Origin of the sequence: Clostridium chrysemydis, from assembly GCF_015234215.1 — a bacterium.
GTDB classification, from domain to species: Bacteria; Bacillota; Clostridia; order Clostridiales; family Clostridiaceae; genus Clostridium; species Clostridium chrysemydis.
Map to the genome: position 1 here is coordinate 322,210 of NZ_JADEKP010000002.1, position 16,140 is coordinate 338,349.

Below are 16,140 nucleotides of genomic sequence, written 5' to 3' on the forward strand. Positions count from 1 at the left end.
AAAAAATAATTAAGGGGATGTGATTTATATATGAAAAGAGAAAGTTATGGTGTGTTTTTTAGTCCTACAGGAGGAACTAAAAAAGCTTTAGATGTTCTTCTTAAAAACATAGATGAAAATTATACGGAAATTGATTTAACAGTTAAAGATAATAGAGAGAAAGACTATGTTTTTAAAAAGGATGATTTAGTAGTTGTAGCAGCGCCAGTTTATGCAGGAAGAATTCCTATGGTTACAGATTTATTTTCTAATTTAAAAGGAGATAACACTCCTTTAATAGTTATGGCAACATACGGAAACAGGCATTATGATGATGCTTTAATTCAATTAAAAACTATACTTTCAAAAAGAGGATTTAAAGTAATTGGAGGGATAGCACCTGTAATTCCTCATATTTATTCTAAAAAGTTAGGTGCAAATAGGCCGGATATTGAAGATTCAAAAGTTATTCTAGAATTTAGAGATAAAATCTTAGAAAAATTAGAAAATAATGATTTAAGTGAAGTTTATCTTCCAGGTAATAGTGATTTAGAACCTTTAAAAGAAAAGCCGGGAAGTAATATTTTAAAATATTTTAATGAAGGTAAATGTAATAATTGTAGAGTGTGCATTAACCTTTGCCCAGTTTCTGCAATTAGCGAAGATAGAGAGATAGATAAATCACTTTGTATAAATTGTATGAGATGTGTTAAAGTTTGTAAAAGTAACGCAAGAGATTTTGATGATTCTAAGATAAAAGAATATCTTGAAAGCAATTATTTAAAAAGAAGAGAGATTGAATATTACTTAAATTAATATAAAATTATTAAATATCCTAAATGGGAATAGAAGAAAAAAAGTGTGGTAAAATATAGATAAATAGGGCCGGTCAAAGGCTATTGGAGGAAACAAAAGAATATGGATACGAACGTAGATACTGCACTAGAAGGTATTAAAGAAGAAATTATTAAATTTAGAAGAGATTTTCATAAATATCCCGAAGCAGCTTGGGGCGAGTTTAGAACAGCCTCTTTAATCATTAAAAGATTAAAGGAATTAGGCTTTGAAGTTTTATACGGAAAAGATATAATAAATGAAAAATATAGAATGAATTTACCTTCAAAAAAAGAACTTAGGCAAAATTTTAAAAGGGCATTAGAGCAAGGTGGAATACCAGAATATATGGAAAATATGAAAGGTGGTTTTACCTCAGTTTGCGGAATTTTAAAAAATGGAGAAGGACCAACTATAGCTTTAAGGTTCGATATAGATGCAGTTAAAAACAACGAATGCGAAGAGGATGATCATAAGCCTTTTAAATTTGGATTCTCTTCAGTTAATAAAGGGATAATGCACGGCTGTGGTCACGATGGTCATATCTCTATAGGGCTTGGAGTTTCAGAAATAATTTCAAGGTTTAAAAATTTTAAAGGAACTTTGAAAATTATTTTTCAAGCAGCAGAAGAAGGGGTTAGCGGTGCAAGGTCTATAGCAGAATCTGGTATTTTAGATGATGTAGATTATATAGTAAGTGGACATATAGGAATAAAAGCTAGAAAGTCTGGAAAAATTATCTGTGGAACAGATGGATTCTTTGCAACTTCTAAAATAAATGCTGAATTTAAAGGTAAGTCAGCTCACGCTGGAGTTGCACCTGAAAAAGGTCATAATGCCTTACTTTCAGCATCTACAGCAGTATTAAATTTAGATGCTATCCCTAGAAATAGTGAGGGAGTAACTAGAATAAACGTAGGTAAACTTATAGCAGGAAGCGGAAGAAATGTAGTCCCTGGACGAGCTTTTATGGAAATAGAAACTAGAGGAGAAACAACTGAATTAAATAAATATATGGAAGACTACGCAAACAGAATATTAGAATCATCTGCAATGATGCACGATACTGATGTTGAAATAAAATGTGTAGGAAAGTCTATTAATGCAGATAGTGATAAAGAACTTATAGACTTTGCAGTAAATATTGCAAAATCTATTAAAGATTTTGATGAAGTTATAAAAAAAGCAAGTTTTGGTGCTAGTGAAGATATATGTTATATGATGAAAAGAGTCCAAGATAATGGAGGAAAAGCTCTTTATATGATGTTTGGAACAGAATTAAAAGGAGAGCATCACTCTGTAAGATTTGATTTCAATGAAGAAGATATGTTTAAAGCAATAAAAACATATTTAAATATAGTAGAGAAATTATCTAAAAACTATAAAAAAATAAGTTAAAACAAAAGGGATATTAAATTTTTAATATCCCTTTTAGCTTTATTTAGAAGGATTTATTTTGATTGTACTACTTTTTACTGGTAAATAATGCTTGTTTAGTATTATAGGAGAATTAGAAGATTTATATATAGCTTCTTCTAATAAATAAAAGGTATCTTCATCTGCTATGGGATGATTCTTTGTTACAAAATTTCCAGACTCTGATATTTTTATTTTTATTTCAATTCTACTACAATCACTATAAACATCTTCCTCTATAAATTTCTTTAATTCTTCTTTGTTGTTTAAGTTTAAGCTTAATTTAGAAATTTCTTCTATAGGTATTATTGTATAGGAATATGCAAGCGAAGATTTATTTTTTAAATACCATCTATCAATACAAACTGTAGCTACAGATTCGCTATTTAATACTTTTAAATAGTAATCAGAAGGCGGATTGATTTTAAATTCCATTTCTAAATCATCAGATTCTTCATTTAAACATTTATAAACTGGGTGCCCAAACTTTTCTAATCCATTTGAACTTTTTAAATTATCAGTGGTAATAAAATTTCCTTTGCCTCGGATATTTTTTATAAGCCCATCATCTTGAAGAAGTGCTAAAGATTGACGAAGGGTACTACGACTAACCCCTAGTCTTTTAGCTAAGTCAGGTTCTGAAGGAAGTCTTGAATTTTTAAGAAAAGTCCCCTCAGTTATCATTTTAAATAATTTATCATAAACTGTTACGTATAAAAGTTCTTTACTTTTATTTGGTATAAGTGTATCCATATTAATCACCTTTCTAAATCATACAAGTTGTAGACAAGTTATACTTTAAATAGTACAACTCTACACTTAAATTATAAGAGATTTTCTAATAAATACAAATAAATTTATAAAAAAAATATGTAAACGTTTGATAATGGGGAAAAAGTATGATATTATATATTCATAAAGAACATACAACTAAGCAGACAAGTTGTGGTTGTACAATTAATTTTTAACGAGAGATTAGGAGGAAATAGAATGATTTATTCACAAGGTTCAGCAAAAGAATATCACATAGATGTAGCAAAAGGAGAGGTTGGTAAATACGTTATCATGCCTGGAGATCCTAAAAGATGCGAAAAAATAGCTAAATACTTAGATAATGCAGAGTTAGTTGCAGATAAGAGAGAGTACGTAACTTATACTGGATATTTAGATGGAGTTAAAGTAAGTGTTACTTCGACTGGTATAGGTGGTCCTTCAGCTGCAATAGCTTTAGAAGAGTTAGTTAAATGTGGAGCTGATACTTTCATCAGAGTAGGTACTTGTGGTGGAATGGACTTAGACGTTAAAGGTGGAGATATAGTAATAGCTACAGGTTCAATTAGAGCAGAAGGAACTTCAAGAGAGTATGCTCCTATAGAATTCCCAGCTGTTGCAAACTTAGATGTTATAAACGCTCTTGTAGAAGGTGCTAAAGAATTAAAACTACCTTATCACGCAGGTGTAGTTCAAGCAAAAGATTCATTTTATGGACAACATTCACCAGAAACTAAACCAGTAAGTTATGAACTTCAAAACAAATGGGATGCTTGGTGTAAAATGGGATGCTTAGCTTCAGAGATGGAAGGTGCTGCTTTATTTATAGTAGGAAGCTACTTAAGAGTTAGAGTTGGTGCAGCATTCTTAGTTGTTGCAAACCAAGAAAGAGAAAAAAGAGGAATGGAAAATTCACAAGTTCACGATACTGAAAGTGCAATAAAAGTAGGTATTGAAGGAATAAGAAACCTAATCAAATTAGACAAAGCAAATGGTGTAATATAATATATCAATAAGAGATATATTTTTAGAGACTATAAGGAGTAACATTATGAAAAAATATAAAAGAATTTTTACAATCGTTATTGACTCTTTAGGAGTAGGTGCAATGAACGATTCAGAAAAATATGGAGATATAAATGTAGATACATTAGGTCATATTTCAGAATCAGTAGATAGTTTTAATATCCCAAACCTTCAAAAGATGGGAATTGGAAATTTACACAAAGTTAAACACGTAGCCCCTATAGAAAATCCTATGGGATACAGAACTAAGTTAAATGAAGCAAGCGTAGGTAAAGATACTATGACAGGTCACTGGGAGATGATGGGCCTTCATATAACTAAACCTTTTAAAACATTTACTGATACAGGATTCCCAAAAGAATTATTAGATGAATTAGAAGCTAGAACTGGTCACAAAATAGTAGGAAATAAAAGTGCAAGTGGAACAGAGATCTTAGATGAACTTGGTGAGCACCAAATGAAAACTGGAGATATGATAGTCTACACTTCAGCAGACTCAGTTTTACAAATCTGTGGACACGAAGAAACTTTTGGATTAGATGAATTATATAGATGCTGCGAGATAGCAAGAGAACTAACTTTAAAAGATGAATGGAAAGTTGGTAGAATTATAGCTAGGCCATACCTTGGAAACAAAAAAGGTGAGTTTAAACGTACTAGTAACAGACACGATTACGCTCTTAAGCCTTACGGAGAAACAGCTTTAAACGCTTTAAAAGATAAAGGGCTTGAAGTTATTTCAGTAGGTAAAATCAAAGATATATTTGATTCAGAAGGAATAACAGAAGGAAATAAATCAAAAAGTTCAGTTCATGGAATGGAACAAACTTTAGAAATTATGGATAGAGACTTTGAAGGTCTTTGCTTTGTAAACTTAGTTGACTTTGATGCTTTATGGGGACACAGAAGAAACCCTGAAGGTTATGCAAAAGAGTTAGAAAAATTCGACGTTAACTTAGGTAAAGTATTAGAAAAACTAAATGATGATGACTTATTAATAATCACAGCAGACCATGGTAATGATCCTACTTATAAAGGATCAGACCACACTCGTGAAAGAGTACCTTTCTTAGCTTACTCACCTTCAATGAAAAATTCAGGTGAATTAGAAGAAAGAAAAACATTTGCAGATATAGGTGCAACAATTGCTGATAACTTCGAAGTTAAAATGCCAAATGGAACTATAGGTTCATCAATATTAGATAAGCTTAAATAATTACATTAAGATAAATAACTAAAGAAAAACTTAAGAAAAACAAAAGATAAAGTAACTATAAACAAAAGATAAATTTAAAAAACAAAAGATAAGATTTAATTAGAACGAAAGATAAATAATTGTAGTTTTTTAAGAGCGAGCCATTTTGGCTCGTTTTTATTTTCCTTGAAAAAGGAAAATTGTAGTAGTATAATTTAATTAAGCAATTACTTAATTAAATTAGGAGGGGCTATGATAGAAGAGATTAAAGTTTTTAAAGCATTAAGTGATGAAACTAGGGTTAAAATTTTGCTCCTAATTTCAAAAAAGAGCATGTGTGCAAAAGGAATTGCAAGAGAAGTAAAACTAACTGAATCTGCTGTATCGCAGCATATTAAGGTTTTAAAAGAATCAAACTTAATAGTTGGCTATAAAATTGGATATCATATTATTTATGATTTAAACATAGATGTTTTAGAGAAAGCATCTAATATGATTCGTAGCATAGTTGATTTAGATAAAACTCATAGAAAAGAATCGGTTAGTAAATTATGTATCAGGGATTGTAAACATATTAAATGTTTAAATAATAAAATAGAGGAGGAAATAGTAATGAGAGTATGTTTTCCAGTTAAAGAAAATGAAGGAATGAGTAGTATGCCTTACGGACATTTTGGTACTGCACCTCTTTTTGTAATTTGTGATTTAGAAAAGAAAGAGGTAAAAACTATTAATAACGGAGACTTAGGGCATGAACACGGAAAGTGTCAACCGATGAAAGCATTAGGTGGAGCAGATATAGATGCTGTTATAGTAGGTGGTATTGGTGCTGGTGCTATAACTAAATTAAATTCTATGGGAATAAAGGTTTATAAAGCAGTATCTGGAGATATTGAATCAAATATTAAAGCTTTAGAGTTAAACGAATTACAAGAGTTCTCAAGTACTCATACTTGTAGTCATAACTGCACTCATTAAATTAAAAAAAATCCTAGAAGTTATATATAACTTTTAGGATTTTTTTATTTATAAGTAAAATCTTATTATTATGATAAAAACAATATATATTATTTATAAGTGGATTAGGTATATAATTAAATTAAAGTTAATTATAGGGAGATTTAAAATGGGTAACAAACTAACAAGTGAAGAAAAAGCAAATTTAAAAAAGATTGGGATTATTAATCAAAAGCAAGAAGAGTATTATACAGTCAGATTTTTAAGTGATGTTGGCTATTTTAAAGCAGAGCAAATAGAAGCTTTAGCTAAGATAGCAAGAGATTTTGGAAATGGTGAAATAAGCTTAACTAGTAGATTAACTATAGAAATTCCGTTTATAAAAGAAGAAAATATAAATAAAGTTATAGATAGAGCGAAAGAAGAAAAACTAAGAATTGGTGGTGCAGGTAATACAGTTCGTGCAATAGTTTCTTGTAAGGGGACTGTTTGTAAACACGGAATGATAGATACTAGAAAACTTTCTAAAGAAATAGAAGATGAGTTTTTAGGAAGAGAAGTCCCATCTAAATTTAAGATAGGTATATTTGGTTGTATGAATAGTTACGGGAAAGCTCAAAGTAATGATTTTGCAGTGATTCCAAAGTTTAATATAGCTATGAACGAGATGGACTTTTTGGTATTTTTAGGAGGAAGAGCTGGAAGAAAAGCTAGGAAGGCAAATCCTATGAAAAAGAAGTTCAAAGAAGATGATTTAATTAGACTTTTAGATAAAACTATAGAATTTTTCAATGAAAATGCTACAAAAAAAGAAAGATTTGCAGAGGTTATAGAAAGACTTGGTGAAAATAAAGTAGAAGATGAGATAATTAAAAAATTTAAAGCTGAAATTTAAAAAAAGAGATGAGTTAATTATGAAATACAAAGAAATAGTTATAAAAGAAACTAAAGAAATAGATAAGTTTTTTAATAAAAATAAAGAATATGAAAATTTTATAAAAGATAAAATAAAAAATGATACTATAAAACTTATAGAAGAAAAGCCATATAAGATTAAAACTTGTAGAGGATTAAAATACTCTGGAAAAACTATTTTTGAATTCAAATTAATATATAATAAATTTTTAGCTTGGAGAGTAGCATATATCTATAATGAAGATGAGATAGCTATATTTTTTATATCGAATGTTTTAATTAAAAATGAGTTCATAAAAGAGTTAAGTAAGTCAAGAGGTGTATCTAAATGATGGTTAGTAATTTAGAATTTATAAATATAACTATGACCTCCTTAAAAAGGATTAGTGAAAACTCAAAGGTTCAGTTTAAAACTTTCAAAAAAGATAGAAAGGTTGAAATAATTAAACTTAAAGAAGGCTTTACTATCATAGAAAAAGGTTTTAGAGATACGACTTTTGAAAATTTAGATTATAAAGAGGTAAAGAAGCATTTAAAAGATATTCAAAAAATAGAATTTCCAAGAAGTAATAAGCTTTGGTATAAAATAGTCTAGATATGTTTTCTAGGCTATTTTTGTTATAATAATTATATTATTTTAAAAAGAGGTAGATATATGAGAATTAAAAGAATACATCACGTAGCAATAATTTGTAAAGATTATAAAAGGTCTAAAGACTTTTATGTAAATATATTAGGGTTTAAAATAGTTCATGAAGCTTACAGAAAAGAAAGGGAATCATATAAGTTAGATTTAGAGTTATTTAATAATAAAATAGAATTATTTTCTTTTAAAGATTCACCTAAAAGACCTAGCTATCCTGAAGCTTTAGGGCTTAGACACTTAGCTTTTGAGGTTTCTGATATTGAAAGAGAGGTTGAGTTTTTAAAAAGTAATAATATAGATGTAGAAGATATAAGAATTGATGAATTCACAGGGAAAAAATTTACTTTCTTTAGCGACCCAGATGGACTTCCTTTAGAACTATATGAAATAAAAGAATAAGGATATCCTTATTCTTTTATTTCTTTAAAATATTTTTTTGACCAATCCTCTAAAGAATGTAATACTTTAGCTAAATCTTTTCCTTTAGGAGTTAGAAAGTATTCTACTTTTGGAGGATTTTCTAGGTAATCAACTTTTTCTATTAAATCATCTTCTTCAAGTTCTTTTAACTTTTCAGTTAAAACCTTGTGGCTTATAGAGGGTGTTATCCTTTGAAGTTCTAAAAATCTTTTTTCACCATTATCTAGGTGGCACAAAATAACTGCTTTCCATTTTCCACGTATAAGTTCCATAGCTAGATCTAATAAACAAACATAATTTTTATCTTTATAATTTATCATAAAAATATCTCCTAAAAATCTTTTCTTATAGTATATAATAACAGAAAAAAATGAAAATAATATAGTTACTAAAAAGTGCGTACTTATATAAAAGGGTCAATAGAAATATACTAAACACATAAGAATTTTTAAGGAGCGAGAAAATATGAAAAGTTTATTTGATAAAACAAATCTAAATGGAATGAATATGAAAAATAGATTTATAAGGGGTGCTTTGTGGGAAGAACTTGCAGATAGCAAAGGGCATTTAACAGATGAACTTATAAATGTATATGAAGAACTTGCAAAAGGTGGAGTTTCAACTATCATTACAGGGTATGCATTTATAACAGAAGAAGAGCAGCCAAACCCTAGAATGATGGGAATATATAATGATTCATTTATAGAAGAATATAAAAAATTCACAGATAGAATCCACAGCTTAGGCTCAAACATAATAATGCAAATAGTTTACGGCGGATTTATGACAAATTTTAATACAGAAGATAGAGTTATATTTGGTCCGTCAAGTATTCAAAACGAACAAACAAAAACTTTTGCAAAAGAAATGACTAAAGAAGATATAAAATATATAGTTAATGCATTTTCTGAAGCTGCACTTAGAGTTAAAAAGTCAGGATTTGATGGAGTTGAAATACACGCAGGGCACGGATATTTATTAAGTCAATTCTTATCTCCTTACTATAATAAAAGAAATGATGAGTACGGTGGTTCTATAGAAAATAGAGGTAGAATAATATTTGAAGTTTATGAAAGCATAAGAAAAAAGGTAGGAGACGACTTTAGAGTTTTAATAAAATTAAATTCTTCAGATTACGTAAAAGAAGGTGGCTTAACTATAGAAGATAGTCTATATGTAGCTAAAAAGCTAAGTAGCCTTGGAATTGATGCAATTGAAGTTACAGGAGGAAATGAGTCTATAACAGAGGTAGCTAAAAATAATTTAGGGGCAGCTAGAACTAAGGTTAAATTATCAAAAGATAATGAATCATACTTTAAAGATTATGCAATAAGATTAAGTAAAGAGGTAGATACAAAGGTAATTTTAATTGGAGGAAACAGGCACTTAGATGTTATGGAAGATATATTAAATAATTCAAATATAGAATACTTTACTATGTCTAGACCTTTAACTTGCGAGCCAGATTTGATTAATATTTGGGAAAGCGGAAACTTAAAAGAACCAAAATGCGTATCTTGTAACGGATGCTATAGCACGTATGGGAAAAGGTGCATATTAAATGGTGCAAAAAGATTATAATATAAAGAGATGTTTAACTTTCTAGTAAAACATCCCTTTATATATTTGTGTTATTATTTATGATATAGAATTTGGAGGTGCAATATGAATATCCTAATAGCGGATGATGAAGAGAAAATGGTTAAAATATTAAAAGCATACTTTGAAAATGAAGGATTTAATGTAATATACGCATATGACGGACAAGAAGCCTTAGATAAATTCTTTGAATATAACATAAGTTTGGCTATTTTAGATTGGATGATGCCTAAAATAGATGGGATAGAAGTATGTAAATATATAAAAGAAAACAGTAGTGCAAAAGTTTTAATGTTAACTGCAAAAGAAGATATGGATGATGAATTTAATGCTTTAAATTCAGGTGCTGATGAATATATAAAAAAGCCATTTGACCCAAGGATTTTGATTTTAAGGGCAAAAAAACTAATAAATGAAAAAGAAAAATTAAAAGTTAAAGATATAGTAATAAATACTGAGGAAAAGAAAGCATATAAAGGAAGCGAACTATTGAAATTAACCAAAATTGAATATGATCTATTAAATATGTTTATTAAAAATAAAGGGATAATTTTATCAAGAGATAAGATTATTGAAATAGTATGGGGAATAGGATATGACGGAGATTATAGAACTGTAGATACGCATATTAGAAGGCTTAGAAGTAAAACATATGAAGATCTTATAAAAACATATAGAGGAATTGGATATTCTTTGGAGGTGGATTAAAATTAAGATAAATAAAAAGATATCTTTAGTTGTATCTTTAGTAATTATTTGTGTTTTAGGTTTTTCAACTTTAATTAATACTATTTTTGTATCTAAATATTATATATACGAAAAAAGTAAGATTATTAACAAAGTATATGAAAATATATCAAAGCTTACTCTAAAGGAAACGATAGATGATATTAAGTTTTTAGAAGATAAATATGGAGTTAAAATAGCTTATACGAAATATACAAAAAATATTGATAATGTAAATGAAAATATAAAAGATCAATTTTTTAATAAGGGAATAAAGTTAAATAAGTTTTGGATAACAGAAGATACTCTTTTAAAATCTAAAGAGGATAAAGTAAATAAAATATATTATCAAAATGAATCAAAATATAAGGTGTTTGCAAGTATATTTTTAAAAGAAGATTACATATTTGTTATTGGAGTTCCTATGGAGTTTGTAAATGAAACTTTAGGTATAGTAAATAAATTTAATATTATATTACTTATAGTATCTATTGTAATAATAACTATTTTAATTTACTTTTTCTCAAAAAGATTAGTTAAACCTTTAGAAAATTTAAAAGATTTAGCTAAAGATATATCTAATTTAAACTTTAGAAAAGAAGAAATTAAAACAGGTGATGAGATAGAAGAGTTATCTATAGCTATAAACACTATGAGTGAAAATTTAGAAAGTGCAAACAAAAAGATAAATGATAAAAATGAAATGCTTAAAGGTGTTATTTCAGGAATTTCTCACGAATTTAAAACGCCATTATCATTAATTAAAATATATGGTAGGGGAATAAAAGATGGTTTAGACGATGGAACGTATTTAGACACTATAGAAGAAGAAGCTGATGATTTAAATAATCTTGTAAACGAACTTTTAGTTTGGGCTAAAACAGAGACAAAAGAATTAGAGTTAAAATCATTAAATTTAGAGGAAATACTATTAGAAACTTTAAATAAATATAGTGTATTAATAAAAGAAAGCAATATAGAGATTTATAAAGATATAGAAACTTTAAATATAATAGGAGATAAGGCTTTAATTAATTTATTATTATCAAACCTTGTATCTAATAGTATAAAATACACAGATAATAATAAAATAGAAATTAAAATAGATAAAGATAAGAAAGTGTTTAAAATAAGAAATGGTAATAGAGAAAAAGTTTCAAACACTGATGATTTAATTAAGCCTTTTTATGTAATAAATAAATCTAGAAATAAAGAACTTTCTGGGACAGGACTTGGACTTACTATAGTAAATAATATTTGTAAAGCGCACGAGTTTAAGCTTGAAATTAATTCAAAAGATAATTATATAGAATTTAATATTTATTTTGATGGATGTAACAGTAGTGTAACAAAAGGAAGATAAAGTATCACTAAAGACTAAAGAAAAGGTGATACTATGAAAAAGAAAATTCCGATAATTATATTTATAGTTTTTATAATTATTCCAGTTTCTCTTTTTGTTTATACAAGATATATAGAAAGAGAATTACTTACTGTAAAAAAGATAAATTTAAATTTTAATGATAAAGGATCAGAAAAACTTAGGGTAGTTCAGTTTACAGACACTCAATTAGGTGAGTTTTATACTTTAGACAATTTAGAAAAAGCAGTAGAAAAAATTAATAAATTAAAACCTGATATAGTAGTTTTTACAGGAGATTTAATAGATAATGCATCAGAATATAAAGATATAGATAAAGTAGCTAAAGTTTTATCTAAAATAAATAGCAAATACGGAAAATACGCTATTTATGGAAACCACGATTACGGAGGAGGCGCTGTAAGATATTATAGTAAAATAATGAATAAATCAGGTTTTGAAGTATTAAAAAATGATTCCCATCTAATAAAAGTAAAGGGTAAAAATATTAGAATTTTAGGTGCAGATGATGGCCTTATGGGTAGCTTTAATTGGAGAATAACTATGAGCAACATAAATAAAGATGATATAAATATCTTATTATTACATGAACCAGATTTAAGTGAAAAATTCTTAAATTATAAGTTAGACCTTATATTATCAGGACATAGCCACGGAGGTCAGATAGACTTACCTTTTTATGGACCTTTAGTTAAAAATGTTTTATCTGAAAAATACACTAAGGGCTTATATAATTTAGGAAATAAATTCAATACTAAATTATACGTAAGTAGCGGACTTGGAAATACTAAGTTGCCATACAGATTTAACAACGTACCGCAAGTAGTATGTTTTGATTTAACTATATAAAAGCTTATTAAATCTTTTTTATTAGTTATACCTAAAGTTTCAGGTGTAACTAATTTTTTTGCATCTTTTCCATTTAATTTACCATCTACAATAAATTCTTTATTAAATAGGTTTTGTGCCCAAACAATTAATTTATCTATTGTAGGGGTATCCACTTCTAATATTTCAGAAAAAGATTTTAAAATACATAATCCAAAATCTATATCTTCTGTAAAATATCTTGAATTTAAGTCTGGAATATATTCATTACCTATTTTTATCATAGGGGAGTAAATTCCTAAAAATCCAGGTGACGTATTTATTTTTTTAGAAAGCTCATCTGGAGTTTCTATATTATATCTAATTTTTATTTTTTCAAAATCATATTCGTAAAAATCACCATATTCATTAAATTTATTAAATATACTTTTAAGTTCCTCATCTAAATCTAATAATGTTTTAGATGCAAGGTAACCCCAGTCTTCATAAAATAAAGGGTTCTCATCATAAAAGACACCTTCTTTATAGTCTTTAAATAATTCATAAAGCCTTGAAGGGTGCATTGTAGGATTAGATGGTGAAAGAGATATTGAGAGGTAACTTTTTAAAGGTAAACAAGGTATATCTATAAAATTTGTCATATCATTACAAACTTTATTTGTATATTCTTTTGGAATTACTGATATCTTCATAAAATTATTTTTTTGCTTTAAAGTTACTGACTTTCCATAAGAATTTAACCTTGTTATAGATGGAACTCTTTGAGTTCCAAAGTAGATGATACCTTTATCTAAAAGGTCTTTTATATAAAATTCTTTTCCGCCAAAACCTGGAACAGTACCGACAATAGAACCTGCTTTTGCATATTTAATAATTTCTTTAATTGTAGATTCAGCCATAAAAGAAGGGTGAGTTATTAAGATATAATCTGCATTTTCAACGCATTCTTTAATACTAGAAGTTACCTTTTTTAATTTAGTGTTGAATACAATATTTTTTTCTTCTTCGATAAGTTCTATTTCATCACCAAAACTTTCAGTTTTTGATGTATGCAAAAAAACTTCAGTATTTTCTTTTAAAGAAATATATGTAGCTAAATAAGTTCCTATGTTTCCAGCGCCTATAATTGCTATTTTCATTTATTTCACGTCCTTTCTTAGATATTAAAATAATTTTACTTATTTATCATTTTTTAGTAAAGAATTAATAGTAAAATTATAGTATAAATATAAAATAAAATGCTTTTATTTTATAAATTTTTATAATTTTAAATAGTAGAAGAAAAAGTCACAAAGATAACTTAAAAAAGAACAATAAATTCATTATTTGAAAAAGTTATAATTAGGTTAAAAGTATGATTAAAAAGGACATGGATTTTGCAATAAATTACAAAAGAAGATATTAATTCAAGATAAATGTTAGGATTAAGGTAGAAATTAGGGGTAAATGAGGTGCTTAAAATGCTTAAACAAACTAAAACTAGAAATGTAAAGATCTTCATTTATGGTATATCAATAATTCTCATGATAATATTTATTTTTTCTATTTATAAGATAGAAAAAGGAAAAGTGTACACAACTAGGTTTATAAATCTAGTTAAAGAAGAAGAAGTTATTCAGTTAGAAAAAGAGGATTTGAATAACTATAAGAAACAGATTTTAATTGAAAAAAATAATACAAATAAAGCAAAAAACTTGAAACTTTCAAATTATTCATTAGGAATTATTGATTATTTAAATGAGAATTATGAAAAATCAGTAGAATTTTTAAAGGTAAGTGAAGGTTATAAACTTAAAAATGACAATGAGTTAGAACTTGATATATTAGTAAAACTATCCCTTGACTATACATATATGGGAGACTTGCATAAATCTAATGAATATATTAAAAAAGCAGAGGAATTCGGGCGAAATAATGGGCTAGGGAATGAGGTATCAGATGCTTATTATGAACTAGTTTCAAAGCGAGTTGATTTAAATTATAACGTTAAAGAATGCATAGAATTGTTAGAAAATTCTTTAAATTTGATACAGGACCATAAAAGGGTAATTAAATCATATTTACTTTTATCATCATTAAATAGATTAAGAGGAGATTACAATCAAGCTTTGATTTATGACCAAAGGGCTATTGGAATTTCTATAGATTCAAAAGACGATGAATACTTAGGTAAATGCTTAATTAGCCTTTCAGAAAATTATTATACAAAAAGACAATATAGAAAAGCTATAAATTTATTTCAGACTATTTTAAAAGGGGATATGATTAAAGATTCAGAAGACAAGCTTAAGTTGTATGGATATCTTATAGATTGTTACTTTAAAACTTCTAATTCAGAAAAAGGCGAAGAATATAAAGAAAAGTTTTTAGAAACTGTAAATGAATTAAATCCAAATACAAGAATTAGAGAAGTTATGTGGCTTCATATATTGTATTCTGATTCTAATCTTTTAATTGGCAATTATGAAGTTTCAGACAACCATTTAAAAATGGCAAAAAAATTATATTCCAAAAATAATGATAAAGTTCATATAAATACGAAACTATTGTTAGAAAAAATAGAAATAAAAAGACAATATACTAAGGATAAGGATTATAAAAAGGCAATTAAAAAATATGAAAATATAATAGATCAAATAAAAAAGGAAGAAAGTGGGCTTAATTTATATTATGATCTAGTTTGGGAAATTTCAACTTTAAGTTATCTGAACAATAATAATGAATATTTGTATAAATATTCTAAAGAAATATACGAAATATATAATGAAACAAATATTACTGTGGATACGGATAGTGTTATAGAGGATTTGAATGTATATGTTGAAAAGCGAGAAGCATATATTGATAAATATAAAATATATGGATTAATAATTTTACTTATTTTATCTATAGCTATAGTGTTTACAATTTATAATATAAATGTTAAAATATCCAAATCAAACAAGAGATTAGAGATAGATAATATCACAGACGGTTTAACAGGGGCTTATAATAAGAGATATTTAAATCAAATCTTAAAGAAAAACATAGGTAAAAACCTAGTTTTCGTTATGTTAGATATCGACTTTTTCAAAAGTTATAACGATAATTACGGGCATATGCAAGGAGATGAAGCTCTTATTACAGTTTCAAATCTACTAAGGGATGTATTTAAAGAGGATTTAGTTTTTAGGTATGGTGGAGAGGAATTTTCAATAATTTCAGAGAGAAATTTTGATTTTGTTATAAGAGATTTAGAAATTTTTAAAAAAAGACTGAATGAAAAAAATATTGTACATGAATTTTCAAGTATAAGTGACAGAATAACTTTAAGTATGGGGATTAGTAAAGGGTGTATAACTTCCTTTGAAGATGGTGAGAATCTAATTAAAGAATCTGATAGGAAATTATATGAGTCTAAAAGTACGGGGAGGAATAAAATTAGTTTTTAAATACTTAAGGAGGAAA

16 protein-coding genes and 1 pseudogene are annotated in these 16,140 nt (G+C 27.2%); 14 read left to right on the forward strand and 3 right to left on the reverse strand.

The window, feature by feature from the left end:
• Positions 1–30: 30 nt before the first annotated feature.
• On the forward strand, positions 31–795 hold the full coding sequence (locus INR60_RS09400; protein WP_194191264.1) for a 4Fe-4S binding protein: 765 nt from the start codon (positions 31–33) through the stop codon (positions 793–795).
• A gap of 102 nt (positions 796–897) precedes the next feature.
• Positions 898–2,211, forward strand: coding sequence for an amidohydrolase (locus INR60_RS09405; RefSeq protein ID WP_194191265.1), 1,314 nt, complete (start codon positions 898–900; stop codon positions 2,209–2,211).
• Between the two features lie 39 nt (positions 2,212–2,250).
• On the opposite strand, the gene INR60_RS09410 is transcribed toward INR60_RS09405, so the two are convergent.
• The gene (locus INR60_RS09410; RefSeq protein WP_194191266.1) at positions 2,251–2,982 is read right to left on the reverse strand and encodes a GntR family transcriptional regulator; all 732 of its coding nucleotides are present in this window, start codon (positions 2,980–2,982) and stop codon (positions 2,251–2,253) included.
• Positions 2,983–3,219: 237 nt separating this feature from the next.
• On the opposite strand from INR60_RS09410, the gene udp reads away from it, so the two are divergent.
• From udp to gloA2, 7 genes are all read left to right on the forward strand, one after another.
• Positions 3,220–4,005 (forward strand): uridine phosphorylase, encoded by a 786-nt coding sequence (udp, locus tag INR60_RS09415; protein ID WP_194191267.1) that lies wholly within the window; start codon positions 3,220–3,222, stop codon positions 4,003–4,005.
• A gap of 46 nt (positions 4,006–4,051) precedes the next feature.
• A complete protein-coding gene (locus tag INR60_RS09420) occupies positions 4,052–5,242 on the forward strand; it encodes a phosphopentomutase (protein ID WP_194191268.1) in 1,191 nt (396 codons plus the stop codon).
• A gap of 231 nt (positions 5,243–5,473) precedes the next feature.
• Positions 5,474–6,199, forward strand: a complete 726-nt coding sequence (locus INR60_RS17630; protein WP_194191269.1) for a metalloregulator ArsR/SmtB family transcription factor — start codon at positions 5,474–5,476, stop codon at positions 6,197–6,199.
• 148 nt (positions 6,200–6,347) lie between these two features.
• On the forward strand, positions 6,348–7,073 hold the full coding sequence (locus INR60_RS09430; protein WP_194191270.1) for a ferredoxin-like domain-containing protein: 726 nt from the start codon (positions 6,348–6,350) through the stop codon (positions 7,071–7,073).
• Positions 7,074–7,092: 19 nt separating this feature from the next.
• Complete coding sequence (locus tag INR60_RS09435) at positions 7,093–7,425, forward strand: hypothetical protein (RefSeq protein ID WP_194191271.1); 333 nt, start codon at positions 7,093–7,095, stop codon at positions 7,423–7,425.
• Entirely contained in the window at positions 7,422–7,688 is a 267-nt protein-coding gene (locus INR60_RS09440; protein ID WP_238480424.1) for a hypothetical protein, read from the forward strand. The genes INR60_RS09435 and INR60_RS09440 overlap by 4 nt, the downstream gene beginning before the upstream one ends.
• Before the next feature lie 60 nt (positions 7,689–7,748).
• On the forward strand, positions 7,749–8,138 hold the full coding sequence (gene gloA2, locus INR60_RS09445; RefSeq protein ID WP_194191272.1) for an SMU1112c/YaeR family gloxylase I-like metalloprotein: 390 nt from the start codon (positions 7,749–7,751) through the stop codon (positions 8,136–8,138).
• Positions 8,139–8,146: 8 nt separating this feature from the next.
• On the opposite strand, the gene INR60_RS09450 is transcribed toward gloA2, so the two are convergent.
• Positions 8,147–8,479, reverse strand: a complete 333-nt coding sequence (locus INR60_RS09450; protein ID WP_194191273.1) for a winged helix-turn-helix transcriptional regulator — start codon at positions 8,477–8,479, stop codon at positions 8,147–8,149.
• Between the two features lie 145 nt (positions 8,480–8,624).
• Here INR60_RS09450 and INR60_RS09455 point away from each other — a divergent pair, with 145 nt between their 5' ends.
• From INR60_RS09455 to INR60_RS09470, 4 genes are all read left to right on the forward strand, one after another.
• Positions 8,625–9,740, forward strand: a complete 1,116-nt coding sequence (locus tag INR60_RS09455) for an NADH:flavin oxidoreductase (RefSeq protein WP_194191274.1) — start codon at positions 8,625–8,627, stop codon at positions 9,738–9,740.
• Positions 9,741–9,824: 84 nt separating this feature from the next.
• The gene (locus INR60_RS09460; RefSeq protein ID WP_194191275.1) at positions 9,825–10,466 is read left to right on the forward strand and encodes a response regulator transcription factor; all 642 of its coding nucleotides are present in this window, start codon (positions 9,825–9,827) and stop codon (positions 10,464–10,466) included.
• Positions 10,441–11,847, forward strand: a complete 1,407-nt coding sequence (locus tag INR60_RS09465; RefSeq protein ID WP_194191276.1) for a sensor histidine kinase — start codon at positions 10,441–10,443, stop codon at positions 11,845–11,847. Before INR60_RS09460 ends, INR60_RS09465 begins: the two co-directional genes overlap by 26 nt.
• Positions 11,848–11,880: 33 nt before the next feature.
• The gene (locus INR60_RS09470; protein ID WP_194191277.1) at positions 11,881–12,714 is read left to right on the forward strand and encodes a metallophosphoesterase; all 834 of its coding nucleotides are present in this window, start codon (positions 11,881–11,883) and stop codon (positions 12,712–12,714) included.
• A gap of 119 nt (positions 12,715–12,833) precedes the next feature.
• Here INR60_RS09470 and INR60_RS09475 read toward each other — a convergent pair.
• Positions 12,834–13,832 (reverse strand): annotated as a pseudogene (locus INR60_RS09475) (NAD/NADP octopine/nopaline dehydrogenase family protein); the annotation flags it as partial.
• A 321-nt stretch (positions 13,833–14,153) separates the two neighbouring features.
• Here INR60_RS09475 and INR60_RS09480 point away from each other — a divergent pair.
• Complete coding sequence (locus INR60_RS09480; RefSeq protein ID WP_194191278.1) at positions 14,154–16,124, forward strand: tetratricopeptide repeat-containing diguanylate cyclase; 1,971 nt, start codon at positions 14,154–14,156, stop codon at positions 16,122–16,124.
• Positions 16,125–16,140 lie beyond the last annotated feature (16 nt).